The sequence below is a fragment of the Pseudomonas sp. OV226 genome (genome assembly GCF_003148705.1).
Classification (GTDB): Bacteria; Pseudomonadota; Gammaproteobacteria; order Pseudomonadales; family Pseudomonadaceae; genus Aquipseudomonas.
In genome coordinates this window covers 69152-91780 of sequence record NZ_QGGS01000008.1, presented here as the reverse complement: position 1 = coordinate 91780, position 22629 = coordinate 69152, and the positions used below count along the sequence as shown (strand labels likewise).

The 22629-nt window shown below is 58.3% G+C and carries 23 protein-coding genes; 16 read left to right on the top strand and 7 right to left on the bottom strand.

Annotated elements, in window-relative coordinates:
- Positions 1–36: 36 nt before the first annotated feature.
- Positions 37–525, bottom strand: a complete 489-nt coding sequence (locus tag C7534_RS15585; protein ID WP_109786303.1) for a DUF3015 domain-containing protein — start codon at positions 523–525, stop codon at positions 37–39.
- 278 nt (positions 526–803) lie between these two features.
- On the opposite strand from C7534_RS15585, the gene C7534_RS15580 reads away from it, so the two are divergent.
- Positions 804–3242, top strand: coding sequence for a Lon protease family protein (locus C7534_RS15580; RefSeq protein WP_109786302.1), 2439 nt, complete (start codon positions 804–806; stop codon positions 3240–3242).
- A 323-nt stretch (positions 3243–3565) separates the two neighbouring features.
- Positions 3566–3907 (top strand): PA4575 family protein, encoded by a 342-nt coding sequence (locus C7534_RS15575; protein WP_046028575.1) that lies wholly within the window; start codon positions 3566–3568, stop codon positions 3905–3907.
- 5 nt (positions 3908–3912) lie between these two features.
- Here the strand turns inward: C7534_RS15575 and C7534_RS15570 are convergent, their stop codons facing one another.
- Entirely contained in the window at positions 3913–5742 is a 1830-nt protein-coding gene (locus tag C7534_RS15570) for a hypothetical protein (RefSeq protein ID WP_109786301.1), read from the bottom strand.
- Between the two features lie 170 nt (positions 5743–5912).
- Between C7534_RS15570 and C7534_RS15565 the strand changes: the two genes are divergently transcribed.
- The 3 genes from C7534_RS15565 (at position 5913) to C7534_RS15555 (ending at position 7661) form a co-directional block, all read left to right on the top strand.
- Positions 5913–6401, top strand: coding sequence for a TIGR00645 family protein (locus tag C7534_RS15565; protein WP_046028571.1), 489 nt, complete (start codon positions 5913–5915; stop codon positions 6399–6401).
- A 210-nt stretch (positions 6402–6611) separates the two neighbouring features.
- The gene (locus C7534_RS15560) at positions 6612–6923 is read left to right on the top strand and encodes a DUF6482 family protein (RefSeq protein ID WP_046028569.1); all 312 of its coding nucleotides are present in this window, start codon (positions 6612–6614) and stop codon (positions 6921–6923) included.
- Between the two features lie 120 nt (positions 6924–7043).
- Positions 7044–7661, top strand: coding sequence for an FKBP-type peptidyl-prolyl cis-trans isomerase (locus C7534_RS15555; protein ID WP_008028844.1), 618 nt, complete (start codon positions 7044–7046; stop codon positions 7659–7661).
- A 113-nt stretch (positions 7662–7774) separates the two neighbouring features.
- Here the strand turns inward: C7534_RS15555 and C7534_RS15550 are convergent, their stop codons facing one another.
- From C7534_RS15550 to C7534_RS15540, 3 genes are all read right to left on the bottom strand, one after another.
- A complete protein-coding gene (locus C7534_RS15550; RefSeq protein WP_046028565.1) occupies positions 7775–8032 on the bottom strand; it encodes a PA4570 family protein in 258 nt (85 codons plus the stop codon).
- A 205-nt stretch (positions 8033–8237) separates the two neighbouring features.
- Complete coding sequence (locus C7534_RS15545; RefSeq protein WP_046028563.1) at positions 8238–8579, bottom strand: zinc ribbon domain-containing protein YjdM; 342 nt, start codon at positions 8577–8579, stop codon at positions 8238–8240.
- Positions 8580–8770: 191 nt separating this feature from the next.
- On the bottom strand, positions 8771–9739 hold the full coding sequence (locus C7534_RS15540) for a polyprenyl synthetase family protein (RefSeq protein ID WP_046028560.1): 969 nt from the start codon (positions 9737–9739) through the stop codon (positions 8771–8773).
- A gap of 240 nt (positions 9740–9979) precedes the next feature.
- Between C7534_RS15540 and rplU the strand changes: the two genes are divergently transcribed.
- The 5 genes from rplU (at position 9980) to C7534_RS15515 (ending at position 13819) form a co-directional block, all read left to right on the top strand.
- The gene (gene rplU / locus C7534_RS15535) at positions 9980–10294 is read left to right on the top strand and encodes a 50S ribosomal protein L21 (RefSeq protein WP_003176051.1); all 315 of its coding nucleotides are present in this window, start codon (positions 9980–9982) and stop codon (positions 10292–10294) included.
- A gap of 34 nt (positions 10295–10328) precedes the next feature.
- Positions 10329–10604, top strand: a complete 276-nt coding sequence (gene rpmA / locus C7534_RS15530) for a 50S ribosomal protein L27 (RefSeq protein WP_007943982.1) — start codon at positions 10329–10331, stop codon at positions 10602–10604.
- 194 nt (positions 10605–10798) lie between these two features.
- Positions 10799–12022 (top strand): Obg family GTPase CgtA, encoded by a 1224-nt coding sequence (gene cgtA, locus C7534_RS15525; RefSeq protein WP_027924200.1) that lies wholly within the window; start codon positions 10799–10801, stop codon positions 12020–12022.
- A gap of 201 nt (positions 12023–12223) precedes the next feature.
- A complete protein-coding gene (proB, locus tag C7534_RS15520; protein ID WP_109786300.1) occupies positions 12224–13342 on the top strand; it encodes a glutamate 5-kinase in 1119 nt (372 codons plus the stop codon).
- A 12-nt stretch (positions 13343–13354) separates the two neighbouring features.
- Positions 13355–13819, top strand: coding sequence for a CreA family protein (locus tag C7534_RS15515; protein WP_046028557.1), 465 nt, complete (start codon positions 13355–13357; stop codon positions 13817–13819).
- Between the two features lie 183 nt (positions 13820–14002).
- Here the strand turns inward: C7534_RS15515 and rpsT are convergent, their stop codons facing one another.
- Entirely contained in the window at positions 14003–14281 is a 279-nt protein-coding gene (gene rpsT, locus C7534_RS15510; RefSeq protein ID WP_007942340.1) for a 30S ribosomal protein S20, read from the bottom strand.
- Positions 14282–14533: 252 nt separating this feature from the next.
- On the opposite strand from rpsT, the gene murJ reads away from it, so the two are divergent.
- The 6 genes from murJ (at position 14534) to ispH (ending at position 22030) form a co-directional block, all read left to right on the top strand.
- Positions 14534–16072, top strand: coding sequence for a murein biosynthesis integral membrane protein MurJ (gene murJ / locus C7534_RS15500; RefSeq protein WP_046028555.1), 1539 nt, complete (start codon positions 14534–14536; stop codon positions 16070–16072).
- A 128-nt stretch (positions 16073–16200) separates the two neighbouring features.
- Positions 16201–17151 (top strand): bifunctional riboflavin kinase/FAD synthetase, encoded by a 951-nt coding sequence (ribF, locus tag C7534_RS15495; RefSeq protein ID WP_046028554.1) that lies wholly within the window; start codon positions 16201–16203, stop codon positions 17149–17151.
- Entirely contained in the window at positions 17152–19983 is a 2832-nt protein-coding gene (ileS, locus tag C7534_RS15490; protein ID WP_109786299.1) for an isoleucine--tRNA ligase, read from the top strand. It begins immediately after the preceding gene.
- Positions 19976–20488, top strand: coding sequence for a signal peptidase II (gene lspA, locus C7534_RS15485; protein WP_046028552.1), 513 nt, complete (start codon positions 19976–19978; stop codon positions 20486–20488). Before ileS ends, lspA begins: the two co-directional genes overlap by 8 nt.
- Positions 20489–20495: 7 nt before the next feature.
- A complete protein-coding gene (gene fkpB, locus C7534_RS15480; RefSeq protein ID WP_175649033.1) occupies positions 20496–20933 on the top strand; it encodes an FKBP-type peptidyl-prolyl cis-trans isomerase in 438 nt (145 codons plus the stop codon).
- Between the two features lie 149 nt (positions 20934–21082).
- Positions 21083–22030 (top strand): 4-hydroxy-3-methylbut-2-enyl diphosphate reductase, encoded by a 948-nt coding sequence (gene ispH, locus C7534_RS15475; RefSeq protein WP_046028548.1) that lies wholly within the window; start codon positions 21083–21085, stop codon positions 22028–22030.
- On the opposite strand, the gene C7534_RS15470 is transcribed toward ispH, so the two are convergent.
- On the bottom strand, positions 21999–22556 hold the full coding sequence (locus C7534_RS15470) for a GspH/FimT family pseudopilin (RefSeq protein WP_109786298.1): 558 nt from the start codon (positions 22554–22556) through the stop codon (positions 21999–22001). The two genes, ispH and C7534_RS15470, sit on opposite strands and share 32 nt — an antisense overlap.
- Positions 22557–22629: the final 73 nt, after the last annotated feature.

Below are 22629 nucleotides of genomic sequence, written 5' to 3'. Positions count from 1 at the left end.
TAAATCCGCTCCCCGAAAGGAGCGGGCGGTTCGAGCTTAAGCTTGAGTGGCGTACTTGGCCAGACGCGGATCGCTCTTCAGAACGGCCAGGGTGTTGGTATGCACGTCTTCAGCGGTCACGTCAGCCTTGCTGAAAATTTGCTGGAAGTGTTCGTGAGTCACCGCAGCGAAATGCGCACGGTCTTCCGGCGCCACGCCCAGTACCACCGCGTAAGTGGTCAGCGCTTCGCCCTGACCTTTGGCCATGTCTTCGGACAGCTCGTTCATCATGCCATTCATGGCAATCCAGGATTTACCGCCGTAGGTCAGCGATGCATTCGTTGCGCAGCCGTTGGTGCCGGAGGTCATACCGAAGGTTGCGTTGCCGGAGGTGCCGTTGGTGGTGGAGGCCATGAAGTGAGCCGGGGTGCCACGCTGACCTTCGAACAGCATGTTGCCCCAACCGCAATCCGGGCCGCCTGGAGCTTGCGCCATGGCGTTGAGGGATACAGCGGTGAAGAGAGTACCGAGAAGAATCCGTTTCATAGCTATGTTCTCTTTGTGTGCATACCGATGGACTAGGGGGTTCTGGCCCATTCTGGCGCCAGTGGGCCGGTTATTTATCCAGCCGCGCAGTTTGGAGTTTAGGCAGGATCACGGGGTTCCGTGATTTTTTGCAAAACATTCGTTGAAATCATTGGTTTAGCCCCGGCCCGCCTGGGGATGGCCCTTTGACTATGCTTTGGCTGGAGGTGCGCCTTGCAAGTGAGGTATGGGCAGCGCCAGAATGCCGCTATCTGCCCCGCCTGATGTAAGGAAGCCCGATGCCTGATCCTGTTGCTGCCAGCTTGCGTCTAGCGCCTGAAGCGCTGACCCGTCCGTTTTCCGCTGAACAGTTCAGCTTCTCTACCACCAATGATCTGGAGCCCTTTCGCGGTGTGCTTGGCCAGGAACGTGCGGTTGAAGCCTTGCAGTTCGGTGTGGCCATGCCACGCCCCGGTTACAACGTCTTTGTCATGGGCGAGCCCGGTACCGGCCGGTTTTCTTTCGTCAAACGCTACCTGAAGGCCGAAGGCAAACGCCTGCAGACCCCGGCGGACTGGGTCTACGTCAACAATTTTGATGAGCCGCGCGAGCCGCGCGCCCTGGAATTGCCGTCGGGCACCGCGGGTGCTTTCATCGGCGACATCAACGGCTTGATCGATAACTTGCTGGCGACCTTTCCGGCGGTGTTCGAACACCCGTCCTACCAGCAGAAGAAAAGCGCCATCGACCGCGCCTTCAATCAGCGCTATGACAAGGCTCTGGATGTCATCGAGCGCCTGGCCCTGGAAAAAGAAGTCGCCCTGTATCGCGACGCCAGCAACATCGCGTTTACCCCGATGAGCGAAGGCAAGGCGCTGGATGAAGCGGAATTCGCCCAGTTGCCGGAAGCCGATCGCGAACGTTTCCACGAAGATATTTCCGTCCTGGAGGAGCGCCTGAACGAGGAACTCGCCAGCCTGCCGCAATGGAAGCGTGAGTCGAGCAATCAACTGCGCCACCTCAACGAAGAAACCATCACCCTGGCCTTGCAGCCGCTGTTGTCGCCGTTGTCGGAGAAGTACGCCGAGAACGCGGCGGTGTGCGGTTACCTGCAAGCGATGCAGGTTTATTTGCTGAAAACGGTTGTCGAGCAACTGGTCGACGACAGCAAAACCGACGCCATTGCCCGCAAGTTGCTGGAAGAGCAGTACGCGCCAAGCCTGGTGGTCGGGCATTCGGCCAGCGGCGGTGCGCCGGTGGTGTTCGAGCCGCACCCGACGTACGAAAACCTGTTTGGCCGGATTGAATACAGCACCGATCAGGGCGCGCTGTACACCACCTATCGGCAGCTGCGTCCGGGTGCCTTGCACCGGGCCAACGGCGGCTTCCTGATCCTTGAAGCGGAAAAAATGCTCAGTGAGCCGTTCGTGTGGGATGCGCTAAAGCGCGCCCTGCAATCGCGCAAGCTGAAAATGGAATCGCCGCTGGGTGAGCTGGGTCGACTGGCCACCGTGACCCTGACGCCGCAACACATTCCGTTGGCGGTCAAAGTCGTCATCATCGGTGCCCGCCAGCTGTATTACACGCTGCAAGACCTCGATCCGGACTTCCAGGAGATGTTCCGCGTCCTGGTGGACTTCGACGAAGACATCCCGATGGTCGACGAGAGCCTGGAGCAGTTTGCCCAGTTGCTCAAAACCCGCACCTCCGAAGAAGGCATGGCCCCATTGACGGCCGATGCGGTGGCTCGCCTGGCCACGTACAGCGCACGCCTGGCCGAGCATCAGGGGCGTTTGTCGGCGCGTATCGGTGATCTGTTCCAACTGGTCAGCGAGGCGGACTTCATTCGCCACCTGGCCGGCGATGAAATGACCGACGCCGGGCACATAGAGCGTGCGCTCAAGGCCAAGGCCACGCGTACCGGGCGCGTTTCAGCGCGGATTCTCGACGACATGCTGGCCGGTATCATCCTGATCGACACCGATGGCGCGGCGGTCGGCAAGTGCAACGGGCTGACGGTGCTGGAAGTCGGCGACTCGGCCTTCGGTGTGCCCGCGCGGATTTCCGCCACGGTGTATCCAGGTGGCAGTGGCATCGTCGACATCGAGCGCGAAGTTAACCTCGGCCAGCCGATTCACTCAAAAGGCGTGATGATCCTCACCGGGTATCTGGGCAGTCGTTACGCCCAGGAGTTCCCGCTGGCCATTTCCGCGAGCATCGCCCTGGAACAGTCCTACGGGTATGTCGATGGTGACAGTGCGTCGCTGGGCGAGGCGTGCACGCTGATTTCGGCCTTGTCGAAAACACCGCTCAAGCAGTGCTTTGCGATCACCGGGTCCATCAACCAGTTCGGCGAAGTGCAGGCCGTGGGCGGGGTCAACGAGAAGATCGAAGGTTTCTTCCGGCTTTGCGAAGCGCGCGGGCTGACCGGCCATCAAGGGGCGATCATTCCGCAGGCGAACGTTGCCACGCTGATGCTCGACGAGAAAGTGCTGGCCGCCGTGCGCGCGGGGCAGTTCCATGTCTACGCGGTGCGTCAGGCGGACGAAGCCTTGAGCCTGTTGGTGGGCGAACCGGCAGGTGCGCCGGATGAAAATGGCGAATTCCCTGAGGGCAGCGTCAATGCGCGGGTGGTGGAGCGTCTGCGGGTGATTGCCGAGATGATCAGCGAGGAAGACCTCAAGGAAGCCGAGAAAGAGATGGCGCAGGAGGCGCTGGCCGAAACAAAACCAGCGTGACGCGGTTTTGAGCTGAGTTCATAGACCTCCTGTGGGAGCCGAGCTTGCTCGCGATGAGGCACTGACATTCAACATCTTTGTTGGTTGAAAGTCCGCTATCGCGAGCAAGCTCGGCTCCCACAATTTTTTGTGGTGTATGCCGAAAGTGCCATCACTCTGGCGTCAATCTTCACACAATGACCATTCGGCGCCTTCTGGTCTCGCCTGGCGTGCTAGTCAAACTTTTCTTCTATTCTCTGGTTCAGGGATATCGACAGTAATCACAGGATCGAGACAGCCTTCCCGTGGGGGGCTGAATACCGGATCTACCGAGGGTCGCCGCCATGTCGCGCAACCTCTGCCTTACCCGTCAATGCCTGGGCCTTGTCACCCGTATCGAATGTGCTATCCGCCCTCTGGCGGGAGATACGGGCATGTGGACCCTGCTCTTCGCCGCCGGAATGGCTGGCGAGCAACCCTCGGCCATCAAGGCGCAAGGCCCGTTTCATGGCCCTTTCGTGGCTGAATCCATCCTCGACACCATCGTTGAAAGCCTGACCCTGCACGGCTACGAACTGGCCGACGATCCACAAATCTGGTGCCTGCACCTGCAAGCCCAACTGCGGGAAATCAATGGTGGCCGTTGCCGCAATCTCGGCGGGTTCGAGTATCGGCCCGATCACTGAGCGGCTTATTGATCAAGCTGGCTCATATCAGCCTTGGCCAGTTTGACTTCGAAACCGTACTGCACGGTGGCGAGGTCGGTTCGCTGATAACTTTCCAGTTGTGTGGGCTGGCCATAGAAGTAGTGCACGTCAAATAACGCCGGGCCATCGGCACTGGCGTCGTGCGTGACCGCAAGAATCTCCTTCAGGTAGTTCCCGCTGTCATCCTTGGTGAAAAATCGCCAGTCCTGCGCAGGAAACAACTTCACATCCACCATCAGCGCATTGCCTTTGAGCTCCAGGCCCTTGGGTAATTTGCGGGTGTCGAGCGTCTGTTTGTCGACGGTGGCCAGAAACAACGGCATGGAGCCCACTGCGAAGGCCGGTGTTTGCGTAAACAGGTTCAGGTCATAGGTGATCGTGCCGCGCAGAGGGTCGACCTGGTAAGCCTCTGGTGGCAGTTCGATCGGTTCATCGCGTTTGCCGTTACTGTCCGCGGTAAAAAAACTGACCGGGCTATCGCCGGGGCTGAAAGAGTTGCCAAGCAATTCGTCATTGAAGCTTCTAGGGTGAGTGAACTCGATACGCGCTGCGCTCGGGTCCTCCACCGACTGATTGACGTTGATGCTTTTTTTCAGCTGTTCCTCACTCAGTGTCGCGCCCTTGAGCCAGTTCGGTACCTGATCGTCGTACACCACCACCGGCAAGGTCAGCGGCTGAATGGTTTTTGCCGTGGTATGCGTGTCGAAGCTCAGTACCGTCAGCTTCAGGTCCTTGCGGGTTACGGTGACGCTCGAGAAGTCCAGCAGGCTGACTTCAAGGGTCTCGATCGGCCCGTTGAAATACACCTTGGAATAGTGCCGGCCCTGCTGCTTCTCGAACGTGCGCTGTTCTTCATCGAGCTGATGTTCGAACGCCTCGCTCCAGGCCTTTTGTTGCTGCATTTTCGCCAGTTGTTTTTGATAGAAGGCAATTTGCGTGGCGGTTTCGTTGATCGAGCCGGCCCGCGAGAGAAATTGCCCGGTGGTGTCTTTGGCCTGGACAATCAGGGGGTTCAGCGGCGTTTCACCGACTTCGGGGGCCACTGGCGCGCTGTTGGTGTATTCGATCTCGGCGTAGTTCTTTTCAAGCTTCAACAGGGTCACGCTGAGGTTGTCGTTGGTGCGGGTCTGGCCAACGTCCTTTTTGCTCAGGTCGAAGCTATAGAGCCGGTGCGGTGCGATCACTTCGACTTTGCCTTGCAGGCTCACCGGTTGCGGCTGGTTTTTTTTGTCGACATCCAGGCCTTCGATGAAAGGGTAAGTCACCGTCAGGTCATCGGGGTTGGTCAGGTTGGAACTCGACGGGCTGAGTTGAATGCCGGGATCGGTTTCCGACCATTCGGGCTGGAAGGGGATGACTCGTTTGTTGCTCAGTGTCACCGACTGCCATTCCAGGCCATGGGGGAACAGGAACGCTGCCGGAATACTGAAATTGAAGGGGAACACCGGTTGCAGGTCGGTCAGGTAATCGGAGCTGGAATCCTTGTGCAGCACAAACAGGCCATTGATGTAGGTGTCGACCAGGGCCTGGGGCGTGGGGTAGTGCTTGAGCACGGCGAGGGCATCTTCGCCGTATTCGGTTTCCACCGGTTTGCTGTCGAGTTTGAGCTGCGCACGTTCAAGCAGCAGGAGTGAACCGCCGAGTTCGGAGACCGCGTCCTTGAGTTTCGGGTCCTGGATCTGATCCAGTGACTGCTCGAACTGCGCGGTTTTTTCCTCGAGGCTGACCTGATGCTTATCCTCGCCGGGCGAGCAGCCGCTCATCAGCAGAATCAGGCAGATACCGGCACTCGATAAAGGCAATCGCACATCCATTTTCCAGTCTTCCTGTCCGATGTCGCTGAGCGGTCAATAGTCTGGACACTAGCAGAAAAACTTTGTGACACACGCGCAGGTGGCGGATTTCTCGACGGTTTCTGGCTGCTTCTGGGTATAGACAGGTGGCTGATATACTCGCCGCCATTTCCAACCCTGTGTGAGATTCAATGGAACGCTTTATCGAAAACGCAATGTACGCCTCCCGCTGGCTGCTGGCGCCAATCTACTTCGGACTGTCCCTCGGGCTACTGGCTCTGGCGCTGAAGTTCTTTCAGGAAGTTTTCCACGTTATCCCTAACGTATTCTCGATGGCGGAGTCGGATCTGATTCTGGTGCTGCTGTCGCTGATCGACATGGCGCTGGTGGGCGGTTTGCTGGTGATGGTGATGATTTCCGGTTACGAGAACTTCGTCTCTGAACTGGACATCGACGAACACAAGGAAAAGCTCAACTGGCTGGGCACCATGGATTCATCTTCACTGAAGATGAAAGTGGCGGCTTCTATCGTGGCGATTTCCTCTATCCACCTGCTGCGGATCTTCATGGATGCCAAGAACGTCGATCCCGAGCATTTGAAGTGGTACGTGATCATTCACATGACGTTCGTGATATCGGCGTTCGCCATGGGCTACCTGGACAAGCTGACCAAGCACTGATTCGCCCAACCCCTGTAGGAGCAAGGCTTGCCTGCGATGGCTACACCTCGGTCTGACGATAAACAGCGGTGATGCCATCGCGGGCAAGCCATGCTCCTACAAGGGTTATTCGGTCGAACCGGACGGGCGGTGTTGTTTCTGGCTTGTACTTTGATGCGCCGAAGCCTATCCCTGTAAGTAGTCTCGGCTCGTCACTGTAGGGGTGCCTCCATGAACCTTGTTGAATTACGTGCTTATGCCATCGCAGGGAAAATCGATGAGCTGAACCTGATCTCCATGGAAGGCGGGATCTACTTGCTGGAAGCACGCATGCATGGCGCAGCGTATCCCTTGAGTGATGCCCATGACCAAATGTTCAATCTGCGTTCGGTCGAGCATGCGCGTCAGATACTCCATGACTTCCCCACATTGCCATTCAACCTTGTGCATACCCTGGTTCATGATGAAATGTGCGGGCTTGTTTCCAATGCAGAGGAAAACCTGAAGGTGCAACTCGCCTTCCAGAGCGCATGGCACCACTGAGGTCCTAATCAACGCTACGGCATCTGTGCTAGTCTGCTGGCCCTTTTGGTTCCGGGCGCTCCGGGACGCGCTGTGCACGCACGGCAAGTTCCCGAGCCGTCCGCACAGCGGAGCAGTGTCATGTCCGAAGTAAATCTGTCCACCGACGAAACCCGCGTCAGCTACGGTATTGGCCGTCAGCTGGGCGACCAACTGCGCGACAACCCGCCACCGGGCGTTAGCCTGGACGCGATCCTGGCTGGCCTGACCGATGCCTTCGCCGGCAAGGAAAGCCGTGTTGGCCAGGAAGAAATGTCCGCGAGCTTCAAGGTGATCCGCGAAATCATGCAGGCCGAAGCGGCTGCCAAAGCTGAAGCGGCTGCTGGCGAAGGCCTGGCTTTCCTGGCTGAAAACGCCAAGCGTGATGGCATCACCACCCTGGCTTCCGGCCTGCAATTCGAAGTATTGACTGCCGGTGAAGGCGCCAAGCCAACCCGTGAAGATCAAGTGCGTACTCACTACCACGGCACCCTGATCGACGGCACTGTGTTCGACAGCTCCTACGAGCGCGGCCAGCCTGCAGAGTTCCCGGTTGGCGGCGTGATCGCTGGCTGGACCGAAGCCCTGCAACTGATGAACGCCGGTAGCAAATGGCGTCTGTACGTGCCGAGCGAACTGGCTTACGGCGCTCAAGGCGTTGGCAGCATTCCGCCGCACAGCGTACTGGTATTCGACGTCGAACTGCTCGACGTTCTGTAATCCCCCCTGTAGGAGCATGGCTTGCCCGCGATGGCATCAACTCGTTTTCAAGGCGAAACCAAATCGTCTGTATCGCGAGCAAGCTTTGCTCCTACAAGGATTTTCGGACTTTTTCATATCTCGATCCTGTGGTGCAGTTCACTGCTGGGGCGCAACGCCCGGGCATAGCAGAACAGAAACAGATTACGCACCAGTTCCTTGAGCACCAGTGGCTCGCTGGAACTCAGGCCATTGACGTCCAGGTCACCCTGATCCTGCAGTTCATTCAGCGCTTCTTCTTCAAGTACCGCACAGACTTCCCCGGTTTCCCGATGCAGGATCCTGAGGTAAGGGTGTGGGCGGTCGAGCCAGGCATCGATTAAGTAAGTCATGAGTCTCATCTCCATTGACGGATTTCAATGAGAATAATTCTTATTCATCAAATAGCAAGGGCCTATTGGCGGATCGGGATTTTTTCTGGGTAAAGACTGCGCAAGGTCAAACGGCTGGCGTTTGGCTATATCTCGTGTTTGCGGATTGAAACGGGGGAGGGCGAAGCACCATCCCACGCAGGGCGCGGGATGGAATACAGCAGGTTCAGACTTTTCTGACGAACTCGGATTTGAGCTTCATCGGGCCGATGCCGTCGATCTTGCAGTCGATGTCGTGGTCGCCATCGCACAGGCGGATGTTCTTGACCTTGGTGCCGACCTTGACCACCAGCGACGTGCCTTTGACCTTGAGGTCCTTGATCACGGTGATGGTGTCGCCGTCCTGCAGGACGTTGCCGACCGAATCCTTTTTCACCGTGTCATCGGACGCCACGTCAGCTTCACCGCTGGCAGACCATTCGTGCGCGCACTCGGGGCAGATCAGCTGTGCGCCGTCTTCATAGGTGTATTCGGAATTGCATTTTGGGCAGGGTGGCAACGTGCTCACTAAAGCTCCTTGGATTCAGGATCGCTAAAAAGCGCACATTATATAGGGTTTTTGGCGGATGGTGGGGCAGCGCGATCTTTGTAGGAGCCGGGCTTGCCCGCGATGGCATCACCACGGTTTATCGTTAGACCGGGTTGATGCCATCGCGGGCAAGCCAGGCTCCTACAGGAGCCGGGTTCTAACAGGTGGGATCAGTGCGTGCGGGCGACCGCAAATTCGCTCAATTCGACCAGTGCATCGCGGTATTCGCTGGCAGGCAGTGCGTCGAGGCACTTGATAGCCCGGGCCACGTAATCACGAGCCAGTTGCGCGGTATATTCCAGCGAACCAGACGCTTCTACCGCTTCGCGGATGCTTTCCAGGTCTTCGATGCCGCCTTTCTGGATCGCCTTGCGCACCAGCGCAGCTTGCTCTGGCGTGCCTTCGCGCATGGTGAAGATCAGCGGCAGGGTTGGCTTGCCTTCGGCCAGATCGTCACCGACGTTCTTGCCCAGGGTTTCGGCATCGCCCTTGTAGTCCAGCAGGTCGTCCACCAGCTGGAAAGCCACGCCCAGGTGGTCGCCAAAGGTGCGCAGTGCTTCAGCCTGTTCCGACGTGGCTTCGCAAAGAGCGGCGGCGCTGTGGGTCGACGCTTCGAAGAGCATCGCAGTCTTGCCGCGGATGACTTCCATGTAGGTTTCTTCAGTGGTGCTGGCGTCACGGACCTTCGACAGCTGCAACACTTCGCCTTCGGCGATGATGCGGGTCGCTTGCGAAAGGATCTTCATGACCGGCATGGAGCCCAGTTCGACCATCATTTCGAAGGAACGCGAATAGAGGAAGTCGCCAACCAGCACGCTCGGTGCGTTGCCCCACATGGCGTTTGCCGTCGAGCGGCCACGGCGCATGCCTGACATGTCGACCACGTCGTCGTGCAGCAGGGTCGCGGTGTGCAGGAATTCGATGGTTGCCGCCAGCAGGCGCAGGTCATCGCCTTCACGGCCCAGCGCCTTGCCACACAGCAACACTAATAAAGGACGAAGGCGTTTACCGCCAGCCGAGGTAATGTAATCGCCGATTTTCGATACCAACGGCACTCGGGAAGTCAGCTGCTTCTTGATGATGCCGTCGACGGCGCTAAAATCGTCCGCCACCGCGCGGTAGAAAGCTTGGGGTTGCATCAGCGACAGTTGCTCCAGAAGGGTTGCGCGGCATGCTAGGACCCACGTCGGCGGGTGTCAAGGCACGATAGACGGCCTCTTGCATCGCTCCGGCAGCTTGCGTACAATCGCGCACCCTGAACTTCCTGGGCAGCACCTGCCTTACGCAATTGCAAACAGGCCTTCCAGCCCTATGCAGCCATGCCAGCCAATACCTCTTCTTATAAAGAGCTGGGTGAGCAGGATTATCGGAGAAATACCATGTCGTACGCAGTAATTGTTACTGGTGGCAAGCAATACAAGGTCGCCCCAGGTGAATACCTGAAGATCGAAAAACTGGAAATCGCTACCGGCGAATCCGTTACTTTTGATCGCGTTCTGTTGGTCGCCAATGGCGATGACGTGAACATCGGCGCTCCAGTTGTTGCTGGCGCTACCGTTGTGGCTGAAGTGATCTCCCAAGGTCGTCACGATAAAGTCCGCATCATCAAGTTCCGTCGTCGTAAGCACCACATGAAGCGTATGGGCCACCGCCAGTGGTACACCGAGATCAAAATCACCGGTATTCAGGCTTAATTTCAGCCTAATTCCTCACTAGGAGAATTGACTCATGGCACACAAAAAAGCTGGTGGTAGTACCCGTAACGGTCGCGACTCAGAAGCCAAACGCCTTGGCGTGAAGATGTATGGCGGCCAGGTTATCATTCCGGGCAACATCATCGTGCGTCAGCGCGGCACCCAATTCCACGCCGGTTACGGTGTTGGCATGGGTAAAGATCACACTCTGTTCGCGAAAATCGACGGCGTGATCAAGTTTGAAGTAAAAGGCGCTTTCAACCGCCGTTACGTAAGCATTGTCCCGAAGACTGACGTCGTCGCGGCATAATTACGTGGTTGCTGGAAAAGCCCTGTCTTGCGACGGGGCTTTTTCGTTTGTGGGGTGAGTCTCTTGCAAAGCTGTTTGTGATGGGCTCCAGCGCAGGTTTTTGCGGTCGTTGAATGAGGTCGCTGCGCTCATTTTTGCAAGAGTCTTATGTCTAGATTTTTTCGGCTCGTCCGTATGGCGAGAGGCGTTTTGTTATGAAGTTTGTTGATGAAGTATCGATTCGAGTAAAGGCTGGTGACGGCGGTAACGGTTGCATGAGCTTCCGTCGCGAAAAATTCATTGAAAACGGCGGCCCGAACGGCGGTGATGGTGGTGATGGCGGCTCGGTCTACATGATCGCCGACGAAAACCTCAACACCCTGGTCGACTACCGTTACACCCGTCACTTCGATGCCGAGCGCGGTTCCAACGGTGGTAGCACCGACTGCACTGGCAAAAAAGGTGAAGAGCTGGTGCTGCGCGTACCGGTTGGCACCACTGTCATCGATGCGGCCACTCAAGAAGTGATCGGCGACCTGACCAAGGCTGGTCAGAAGCTGCTGGTGGCTCACGGTGGCTGGCACGGTCTGGGTAACACCCGTTTCAAATCCAGTACCAACCGCGCTCCGCGTCAGACCACTCCGGGTAAGCCGGGTGAGGCGCGTGATCTCAAGCTGGAAATGAAAGTACTGGCTGACGTCGGTCTGCTGGGCTTGCCGAATGCCGGTAAAAGTACCTTTATCCGCTCGGTATCGGCCGCCAAGCCGAAAGTCGCCGACTACCCGTTCACCACGTTGGTGCCGAACCTGGGTGTGGTCAGCGTCGATCGCTGGAAGAGCTTCGTGGTTGCGGACATTCCGGGGCTGATCGAAGGTGCTTCCGATGGCGCCGGCCTGGGGATTCGTTTCCTCAAGCACTTGTCGCGTACCCGTTTGCTGCTGCACCTCGTGGACATGGCGCCACTGGATGACACCAGTGCGCCGGATGCTGCTGAAGTAATCGTCAGCGAGTTGACCAAGTTCAGTCCGTCCCTGGCTGAGCGTGATCGCTGGCTGGTGCTGAACAAGTGCGACCAGATCCTTGAAGAAGAGCACGATGCTCGCGTCAAGGAAATCGTTGATCGCCTGGAGTGGACCGGTCCGGTTTACGTGATCTCGGCCATCTCCAAGCTGGGCACTGAGCGTCTGTGTCACGACATCATGCGTTATATGGAAGACCGTGCTGATCGCCTGGCTGCCGACCCGGCCTACAAGGAAGAGTTGGCTGAGCTCGATCAGCGCATCGAAGACGAAGCGCGTGCTCAATTGCAGGCCCTGGATGACCAGCGTGCCCTGCGTCGTAGCGGCGTGAAGTCGGTCCATGACATCGGCGACGATGATTGGGATGAAGAAGATGTGGATGACGAAGACGGTCCGGAAATCATTTACGTGCGTGACTGATTCGGTAGGAGCCGGGCTTGCCCGCGATGGCGGTTTATCTGTCTGATCGCGGTGTTATCATCGCTGGCAGACCGGCTCTCTAAGCGCCGCTCAATTGAGCGGCGTTTTAGTATCTGGAAATCGGTAGTTGGTCACGAATAGCCACGAATAACGTCACGGGCAGTGCCAGGTCGCGCTGTCCTCAAGCTAAGGTTGAAGATGATGCGGAGCAAGGTGACAGGTGCGCAGCGTTGGGTCGTGAAGATCGGCAGCGCTTTGCTGACGGCGGATGGCAAAGGCCTGGATCGCGCGGCAATGAGTGTCTGGGTCGAGCAGATGGTGGCGTTGCATGAGGCTGGCGTCGAACTGGTGTTGGTGTCTTCCGGGGCTGTGGCTGCCGGCATGAGCCGCCTGGGCTGGAGCGTACGACCCAGTGCGATGCATGAATTGCAGGCTGCCGCTGCCATCGGTCAGATGGGGTTGGTGCAGGCTTGGGAGTCGAGCTTTGCCGAGCATGGCCGGCACACCGCGCAGATTCTCCTGACACACGATGACTTGTCTGATCGCAAGCGCTACCTGAATGCCCGCAGCACCTTGCGTGCGTTGGTGGAGTTGAAGGTGATCCCGGTGATCAACGAAAACGACACCGTGGTGACGGACGAAATCCGTTTTGGCGACAACGACACACTGGCTGCGCTGGTTGCCAACCTGGTCGAGGCCGACTTGCTGGTGATCCTTACGGATCGCGATGGCATGTTCGATGCTGACCCGCGCAACAACCCTGATGCCAACCTGATTTACGAGGCGCGCGCCGATGATCCGGCGCTGGACGCGGTGGCTGGCGGTACCGGCGGCGCGTTGGGGCGTGGCGGCATGCAAACCAAGCTGCGTGCTGCGCGTCTGGCGGCTCGCTCCGGGGCGCATACCATCATCGTTGGCGGGCGCATTGAGCGCGTGCTGGATCGCTTGAAGGCGGGCGAGCGCATCGGCACCTTGCTATCGCCTGAGCGCGGCATGCTGGCGGCGCGCAAGCAGTGGCTGGCCGGACATTTGCAGACCCGCGGCACGCTGGTGTTGGATGCGGGTGCCGTGACGGCGCTGTCCAAGGGCAATAAAAGTTTGCTGCCGGTGGGCGTGAAGCTGGTGCAAGGCAGCTTCCGCCGTGGCGAAATGGTGGTGTGCGTGGCGCCGGACGGTCGTGAAATTGCTCGCGGCCTGGCCAATTACAGTGCCTTGGAGGCACAAAAAATTATCGGTCAGTCGTCTGAGGCGATTGTCGGTCTGTTGGGTTATATGGCTGAGCCGGAACTGGTTCACCGCGATAACCTGATTCTGGTCTGAAGGAATATCTGAATGCGCGTGGCAAAAGGATTATTGGGGCTGCTGCTGGCAATCCCGCTGCTGGCTTCGGCTGAGGAAATTGGCCAGGTGTCGACGGTGTTCAAATTCGTCGGCCCGAACGACCGCATCGTCGTCGAGGCGTTTGATGACCCCAAGGTTGAAGGCGTGACCTGCTACCTCTCGCGCGCCAAGACCGGCGGCGTGAAGGGTGGTCTGGGTTTGGCTGAAGACCGTGCGGAGGCGTCTATCGCTTGCCGTCAGGTCGGGCCCATCAGCTTCAAGGGTGAGCTGAAAGATGGTGATGAGGTGTTCAAGGAGCGCACATCGCTGGTGTTCAAGACCATGCAGGTGGTGCGTTTCCTCGACAAGAAGCGCAATACGCTGGTGTATCTGGTTTATAGCGATCGTTTGATCGAGGGTAGCCCCCAGAACGCGGTGACGGCGATTCCAATTCTGCCCTGGGCGCACGCTCAGTAAGCTAGCGAAGACCCAAATTGTGGGAGTGAGCCTGCTCGCGATAGCGGTGTAACAGTCGACATCAGTGTTGAATGTTGCACCGCTATCGCGAGCAGGCTCACTCCTGCTTTTTTGTGTTGTGTCTGCCATATCGCAGGCAATAAAAAACCGACCCTGAGGTCGGTTTTTCAACAAGCTTATCGCTTATGCGGCAACAGCAAGGTTCAGAGCCTTGACGTGACCGTTCAGGCGGCTCTTATGACGAGCAGCCTTGTTCTTGTGGATGATGCCTTTATCGGCCATACGGTCGATAACTGGCACGGCCAGAACGTAAGCAGCTTGAGCTTTAGCAGCGTCTTTTGCGTCGATGGCCTTAACTACATTCTTGATGTAGGTACGAACCATGGAACGCAGGCTGGCGTTGTGGCTGCGACGCTTCTCAGCCTGTTTTGCACGTTTTTTGGCGGAAGGTGTGTTGGCCACCGTCGAGCTCCTCGAAAGACTTTTTAGGAAATAGCAAACAAAATAGGCCGCGAATCATGCCGATGAGTTGATGTCTTGTCAAGGGCGGTTGAGACGTTCCGCTAAGTGGTAGGTGTAAAGAGGCGGGATATTTATTTCCGGCGCTTGACCTGTAAACTCGCGAGCTTTGGCTCTGTGCTGTTGCGGCGCGGAGTATCGCATAAGTAGGCGCTTTGTTCGCCTGCTGTTTATCGACAGGCACAAACTCTTTCAATGAATCTGCTCAAATCGTTGGCCGCCGTCAGCTCTATCACGATGATTTCCCGGGTTTTGGGGTTCGTTCGTGACACGCTCATCGCACGTATATTTGGTGCCGGGATGGCGACAGACGCCTTCTTTATCGCCTTCAAACTGCCCAACCTGCTGCGGCGGATCTTCGCCGAGGGGGCTTTTTCCCAGGCATTCGTGCCGATTCTGGCCGAATACAAAAGCCAGCAAGGTGAGGAGGCGACGCGAACGTTCATTGCCTACGTGTCGGGCCTGCTGACGCTGGTGCTGGCGCTGGTCACGGCGTTGGGCATGCTGGCTGCGCCCTGGGTGATCTGGGCGACCGCGCCGGGTTTTACCGATACACCGGAAAAATTCGAGCTGACGACCAGCCTGTTGCGGGTGACTTTTCCCTACATCCTGTTGATTTCCCTTTCGTCCCTGGCCGGGGCGATCCTCAATACCTACAACCGTTTTTCGGTGCCGGCCTTCGTGCCGACGCTGCTCAACGTCAGCATGATCGTCTTTTCAGTGTTCCTGACCCCGTACTTCGATCCGCCGGTCATGGCGCTGGGGTGGGCAGTTCTGGTGGGTGGTCTGGCGCAATTGCTCTATCAACTGCCGCACCTGAAAAAAATCGGTTTGCTGGTATTGCCACGCCTGAACCTGCGTGACAGTGGCGTCTGGCGGGTCATGAAACAAATGCTGCCCGCGATTCTCGGCGTATCGGTCAGCCAGATTTCGCTGATCATCAACACTATTTTCGCGTCGTTCCTGGTGGCCGGTTCCGTGTCCTGGATGTATTACGCCGACCGCTTGATGGAGTTGCCGTCCGGCGTTTTGGGTGTGGCGTTGGGCACGATTTTGCTGCCGACCCTGGCCAAAACCTACGCCAGCAAGGACCGTCACGAGTATTCGCGCATTCTCGACTGGGGCCTGCGCCTGTGCTTCGTACTGGTGTTGCCGTGTTCCCTGGCGTTGGGAATTCTTGCCGAGCCGCTGACCGTTTCCCTGTTCCAATACGGGCAGTTCAGCGCTTTCGATGCGTCCATGACGCAACGGGCGCTGATCGCCTACTCGGTCGGATTGCTCGGAATTATCGTGATTAAGGTGCTGGCACCGGGGTTTTATGCGCAACAAAACATCCGCACGCCGGTAAAAATCGCAATTTTCACCCTGGTGGTCACACAGCTGTTCAACCTGATGCTGATAGGTCCTCTGGCCCACGCCGGCTTGGCCCTCGCCATCAGCGCGGGTGCGTGTATCAACGCGAGTTTGTTGTTTTATCAACTGCGCAAGCAGCAGATGTACCAACCGCAGCCGGGCTGGGCGAAGTTCGGCTTCAAGCTGGTGATTGCCGTGCTGGTGATGTCTGCCGTGTTGTTGCTCGGCATGCATTTCATGCCAGCGTGGGATCAAGGGCATATGCTTGAGCGGTTCCTGCGCCTGGGCGCTTTGGTCGCGGCCGGCATCGTTAGCTATTTCGGGATGTTGCTTCTGATGGGCTTCCGTTTGCGCGACTTCAATCGCAAGGCGCTGAGCTGAGGTCGCGACCTCGATAAACACGGGCGAGCCGGCAGTTTTGTCGGCTCGATCACTTTGGTTACGGTGTTGCCTGTCGTCGGCCGCCGGGTGTGGTTATAATCGACCACTTTATGAGCAAGAAGCGCGTTATGCAGCTGGTTCGAGGCCTCCACAATCTGCGCCCCCAGCATCGGGGCTGTGTCGCCACTATTGGCAACTTTGACGGTGTTCACCGTGGTCACCAGGCTATCCTGGCAAGGCTGCGTGAGCGCGCGCTCGAGTTGGGCGTGCCCAGCTGCGTGGTGATTTTTGAGCCGCAGCCGCGAGAATTCTTCGCCCCGGACACGGCTCCGGCCCGTCTGGCCCGGCTGCGGGACAAACTGCAGCTGCTGGCCGACGAAGGTGTCGACCGCGTCCTGTGCCTGGCCTTCAATCAGCGGCTGAGCAAGCTCAGCGCCAGTGAATTCGTTGATACCATTCTGGTGGACGGCCTTGGCGTCCAGCACCTGGAAGTCGGCGACGACTTCCGGTTCGGCTGTGACCGGGTAGGGGACTTCGATTTCCTGCAACAAGCCGGCAGTGTTCAGGGCTTTACCGTCGAAGCGGCGCAAACCGTCGAGCTGGACGGCATTCGCGTCAGCAGCACCCAGGTCCGTAATGCCCTGGCCGCAGCTGATTTTGCCTTGGCCGAGCGACTGCTCGGGCGGCCGTTCCAGATTACCGGGCGGGTGCTGCACGGCCAGAAGCTGGCGCGCCAGTTGGGAACGCCCACGGCCAACATACAACTCAAGCGCCGTCGCGTTCCGCTTTCCGGGGTTTACCTGGTCAACGTCGACATCGACGGCAAGACCTGGCCAGGTGTCGCCAATATCGGCGTGCGGCCAACGGTTCAAGGTGATGGCAAGGCCCACCTCGAAGTGCATCTTTTAGATTTTGCCGGCGATCTGTATGACCGGCGTTTGACGGTGGTCTTCCACCACAAGCTGCGTGAAGAGCAGCGTTTCGCCTCTCTGGAGGCGCTTAAGACGGCGATCAATGCGGATGTCGCCGCCGCCCGTGCCCTGTCGCACCTAGCGCCAATCGCTAATGAAGAGCCTTAAATGACCGACTATAAAGCCACGCTAAACCTTCCGGACACCGCCTTCCCAATGAAGGCCGGCCTGCCACAGCGCGAACCGCAGATTCTGCAGCGTTGGGACAGTATTGGCCTGTACGGTAAGTTGCGCGAAATTGGCAAGGATCGTCCGAAGTTCGTCCTGCACGACGGTCCTCCGTACGCCAACGGCACGATTCACATCGGTCATGCGCTGAACAAGATTCTCAAGGACATGATCATTCGCTCGAAGACCCTGTCGGGTTTCGACGCACCTTATGTGCCGGGCTGGGACTGCCACGGTCTGCCGATCGAGCATAAAGTCGAAGTGACCCACGGCAAGAACCTGGGCGCGGACAAAACCCGCGAACTGTGCCGTGCCTACGCCACCGAGCAGATCGAAGGCCAGAAATCCGAATTCATCCGTCTGGGCGTGTTGGGCGACTTCGCCAACCCGTACAAGACCATGGACTTCAAGAACGAAGCCGGTGAAATCCGTGCCCTGGCAGAAATCGTCAAGGGCGGCTTCGTGTTCAAGGGCCTCAAGCCTGTGAACTGGTGCTTTGACTGCGGTTCGGCCCTGGCCGAAGCGGAAGTCGAGTACGAGAACAAGAAATCCTCGACCATCGACGTGGCCTTCCCGATTGCCGACGAAGCTGAGCTGGCTGCCGCGTTCGGCCTGCCGTCGCTGGCCAAACCGGCTTCGATCGTGATCTGGACCACCACCCCATGGACCATCCCGGCCAACCAGGCGCTGAACGTTCATCCAGAGTTCAATTACGCCCTGGTCGACGTCGGCGACAAACTGCTGGTGCTGGCTGAAGAGCTGGTCGAGTCGTGCCTGGCCCGTTACAGCCTGCAAGGCTCGGTCATCGCGACCACCACCGGCAAAGAGCTGGAACTGATCAATTTCCGTCACCCGTTCTACGACCGTTTGTCGCCAGTTTACCTGGCCGAATACGTTGAACTGGGCGCCGGCACCGGTGTGGTTCACTCCGCGCCAGCGTACGGCGTGGACGACTTCGTGACCTGCAAGAAGTACGGCATGGTCAACGACGACATCCTCAATCCGGTGCAGAGCAACGGTGTTTACGCGACCTCGCTGGAGTTTTTCGGCGGCCAGTTCATCTGGAAAGCCAACCCGGCCATCGTCGACAAACTGACTGAAGTCGGTGCGCTGCTGCACACCACCATCATCGAACACAGCTACATGCACTGCTGGCGTCACAAGACCCCGTTGATCTACCGCGCCACCGCGCAGTGGTTCATCGGCATGGACAAAGAGCCTGCGACCGGCGAGACCCTGCGCAAGCGGGCGATCAAAGCCATCGAAGACACCAAGTTTGTTCCGGCCTGGGGCCAGGCGCGCCTGCATTCAATGATCGCCAATCGTCCGGACTGGTGCATTTCCCGTCAGCGCAACTGGGGCGTGCCGATCCCGTTCTTCCTGAACAAGGAAAGCGGCGAGCTGCACCCACGTACCGCCGAGCTGATGGAAGAAGTCGCCAAGCGCGTCGAAGTCGAAGGCATCGAAGCCTGGTTCAAGATGGACGCCGCCGAGTTGCTCGGTGACGAAGCGCCGCAGTACGACAAGATCAGCGACACCCTGGACGTCTGGTTCGATTCGGGCACCACGCATTGGCACGTTCTGCGCGGTTCGCACCCGATGGGCCACGAAACTGGTCCACGTGCCGACCTGTATTTGGAAGGCTCGGACCAACACCGTGGCTGGTTCCACTCGTCCCTGCTGACCGGTTGCGCCATCGACAACCACGCGCCGTACCGCGAGCTGTTGACCCACGGCTTCACCGTCGATGAGTCCGGCCGCAAGATGTCCAAATCGCTGGGCAACGTGATCGCGCCGCAAAAGGTCAACGACACCCTGGGCGCCGACATCATGCGTCTGTGGGTGGCTTCCACCGACTACTCCGGTGAAATGGCGGTTTCCGAGCAGATTCTGCAACGCAGCGCGGACGCCTACCGGCGTATCCGTAACACCGCGCGCTTCCTGCTCTCCAACCTGACCGGTTTCAACCCGGCCACCGACATCCTGCCCGCTGAAGAAATGCTCGCGCTGGACCGTTGGGCCGTGGACCGCACCTTGCTGCTGCAACGCGAGTTGCAAGAGCACTATGGCGAATATCGCTTCTGGAACGTCTACTCCAAGATCCACAACTTCTGCGTGCAGGAGCTGGGCGGTTTCTACCTCGACATCATCAAGGACCGTCAGTACACCACTGGCGCCAACAGCAAGGCTCGCCGTTCGGCGCAAACCGCGCTGTATCACATCTCCGAAGCGCTGGTGCGCTGGATCGCACCGATCCTCGCCTTCACCGCTGACGAACTGTGGGAATACCTGCCGGGCGAGCGTAACGAATCGGTGATGCTCAACACCTGGTACGAAGGTTTGACCGAGTTGCCGGAAGGCTTCGAGCTGGGTCGCGCCTACTGGGATCGCATCATGGAAGTGAAGGTTGCAGTCAACAAGGAAATGGAAATCCAGCGCGCGGCCAAGGCCGTCGGTGGCAACCTGCAAGCCGAAGTGACGCTGTTCGCCGAAGAAGCGCTGAGCGCCGACCTGGCCAAGTTGAGCAACGAATTGCGCTTCGTATTGATTACTTCGACCGCCACCGTTGCGCCGTTTATCAAGGCACCAGGGGACGCGGTAGTCACCGACGTCAGCGGCTTGAAGCTGCAAGTGGTCAAGTCGAGCCACGCCAAGTGCGCCCGTTGCTGGCACTGCCGTGAAGACGTCGGCGTGAACCCGGAGCATCCGGAAATCTGCGGTCGTTGTGTCGACAACATCAGCGGCGATGGCGAGGTCCGTCACTATGCCTAATGCCGTTGGCCGCTTTGGGCGGCTGGGCTGGCTCTGGTTGAGTTTGCTGGTCCTGGTCATCGACCAGGCCAGCAAGTTCCACTTCGAAAGCTCGCTCACCATGTACCAGCAAATCGTGGTGATCCCCGATTATTTCAGCTGGACCCTGGCCTACAACACCGGTGCCGCGTTCAGCTTTCTGGCCGACAGCTCGGGTTGGCAGCGCTGGTTGTTTGCCCTGATCGCAGTGGTGGTCAGTGCGGTGTTGGTGGTGTGGCTCAAGCGTCTGGGGCGCAATGAAACCTGGCTGGCGATTGCGCTGGCCCTGGTTTTGGGTGGTGCGCTGGGCAACCTGTACGACCGCATTGCCTTGGGTCATGTGATCGATTTCATCCTGGTGCACTGGCAGAACCGCTGGTATTTCCCGGCGTTCAACTTTGCCGACAGCGCTATTACTGTCGGTGCCGTGATGCTGGCACTGGATATGTTCAAAAGTAAAAAGACCGGAGAAGCCGTTCATGACTGAACAGGTATTGGCTGAGCAACGCATCCGCCAGAACACGGAAGTCACCTTGCACTTTGCACTGCGCCTGGAGAATGGCGACACCGTCGACAGCACCTTCGACAAAGCCCCGGCGACCTTCAAGGTCGGCGACGGCAACCTGTTACCAGGTTTCGAAGCGGCACTGTTCGGCTTCAAGGCTGGCGACAAGCGCACGCTGACGATTGCGCCGGAAAACGCTTTCGGCCAGCCAAACCCGCAGAACGTACAGATCATTCCGCGTTCGCAGTTCAAGGACATGGATCTGTCGCCGGGTTTGCTGGTGATCTTCAACGATGCGGCGAATACTGAGTTACCCGGCGTGGTGCAGGAATTCGATGACGAGCAAGTGACCATCGACTTCAACCACCCGCTGGCCGGTAAGACATTGACGTTTGACGTAGAAATCATCAGCGTCAGATCGTTGTAACTGACCGAACACGGTCACCTGTAGGAGCAGAGCTTGCTCGCGAAGGCGTCACCACATTCAGCATCAATGTTGACTGACACACCGCTTTCGCGAGCAAGCTCAGCTCCTACAATGTTTTAATTTCTTGCGCGCAAGACACGAGGCACAGCATGCAAATCAAACTCGCCAACCCCCGTGGCTTCTGCGCCGGTGTGGACCGCGCAATCGAAATCGTCAACCGCGCCCTGGAAGTGTTCGGGCCGCCGATCTATGTGCGCCACGAAGTGGTTCACAACAAATTTGTCGTCGAAGACCTGCGTGCTCGTGGGGCGATCTTTGTCGAAGAGTTGGATCAGGTGCCGGACGACGTCATTGTGATCTTCAGTGCCCACGGCGTTTCCCAGGCCGTGCGTACCGAGGCTTCGGGCCGTGGATTGAAAGTATTCGATGCGACCTGTCCGCTGGTGACCAAAGTGCACATCGAAGTTGCGCGATACAGCCGTGATGGCCGTGAATGCATCCTCATCGGCCACGCCGGTCATCCGGAAGTCGAAGGGACCATGGGCCAGTACGATGGCAGCAATGGCGGCGCGATTTACCTGGTCGAAGACGAGAAAGACGTCGCCGCGTTGCAAGTGCACAACCCTGAAAAACTCGCCTTCGTGACCCAGACCACCCTGTCCATGGACGACACCAGCCGCGTGATCGACGCGTTGCGTGCGCGCTTCCCGGCGATCGGTGGTCCGCGCAAGGATGACATCTGCTACGCCACGCAAAACCGTCAGGACGCCGTGAAGCAACTGGCTGACGAGTGCGACGTGGTGCTGGTGGTCGGCAGCCCGAACAGTTCCAACTCCAATCGCTTGCGTGAACTGGCCGAGCGCATGGCCACTCCGGCTTACCTGATCGACGGTGCTGAAGACCTGCAAAAGAGCTGGTTTGACGGTGTCGAGCGTATCGGCATTACCGCTGGTGCCTCTGCTCCTGAAGTATTGGTGCGTGGTGTGATCCAGCAATTGCAGGCCTGGGGTGCGACCGGTGCCGATGAGCTGGCAGGTCGTGAAGAGAACATCACGTTCTCCATGCCTAAAGAGCTGCGCGTGCGTTCGGTGCTTTAAAACGCTTCCCTCCCGGACATAGCGCCTGCTCAGCCTTAACGCTGCGCAGGCTGATGCGACCTGTAGCCGCCAGCACCACCTGGAGCTGGCTGACCGGTTCGCGGGCTGCACAAACGTGCAATGTCCCCGCTTGAAAGGCCCGCCCGGGCATCTGTGGTTCGCCTGCCCCATTGAATCGAACGTATTGCCTGACCGGCCAATTGCCGACAATCGGCACCCGAGCGCCACTCTCGCGCTCAACCAGCAGCGGATTGCTGCTGTCCTCCGGCCCTTTGCCACTGATGTCCAGAATGATCCGCCAGCCTTGTCCCCAGTCCCCGTTGATCCCATGAACTATAACGGTCTGGTGGCGTGTGATGGCGATTGTCCTCGCGTTGCGTAGACCGCTGGCCAGCGCCTGTGCTGCCTGCTCCCGGTGGTTCGATTCAGTGAGTGATGCGAACGCCGGACTGACCAACAGCAGAACAATTGCGGCAATTGCCAGTCCCATAAACAGTTCGATCAGGCTGAAGCCCTGTTGATGCATGGCATTTCCCTCCCTGGAGCGTTGTGTACCGCGCATTCCTTGCGCGAGTCATAGCCAAACAACCTGCCTGCGC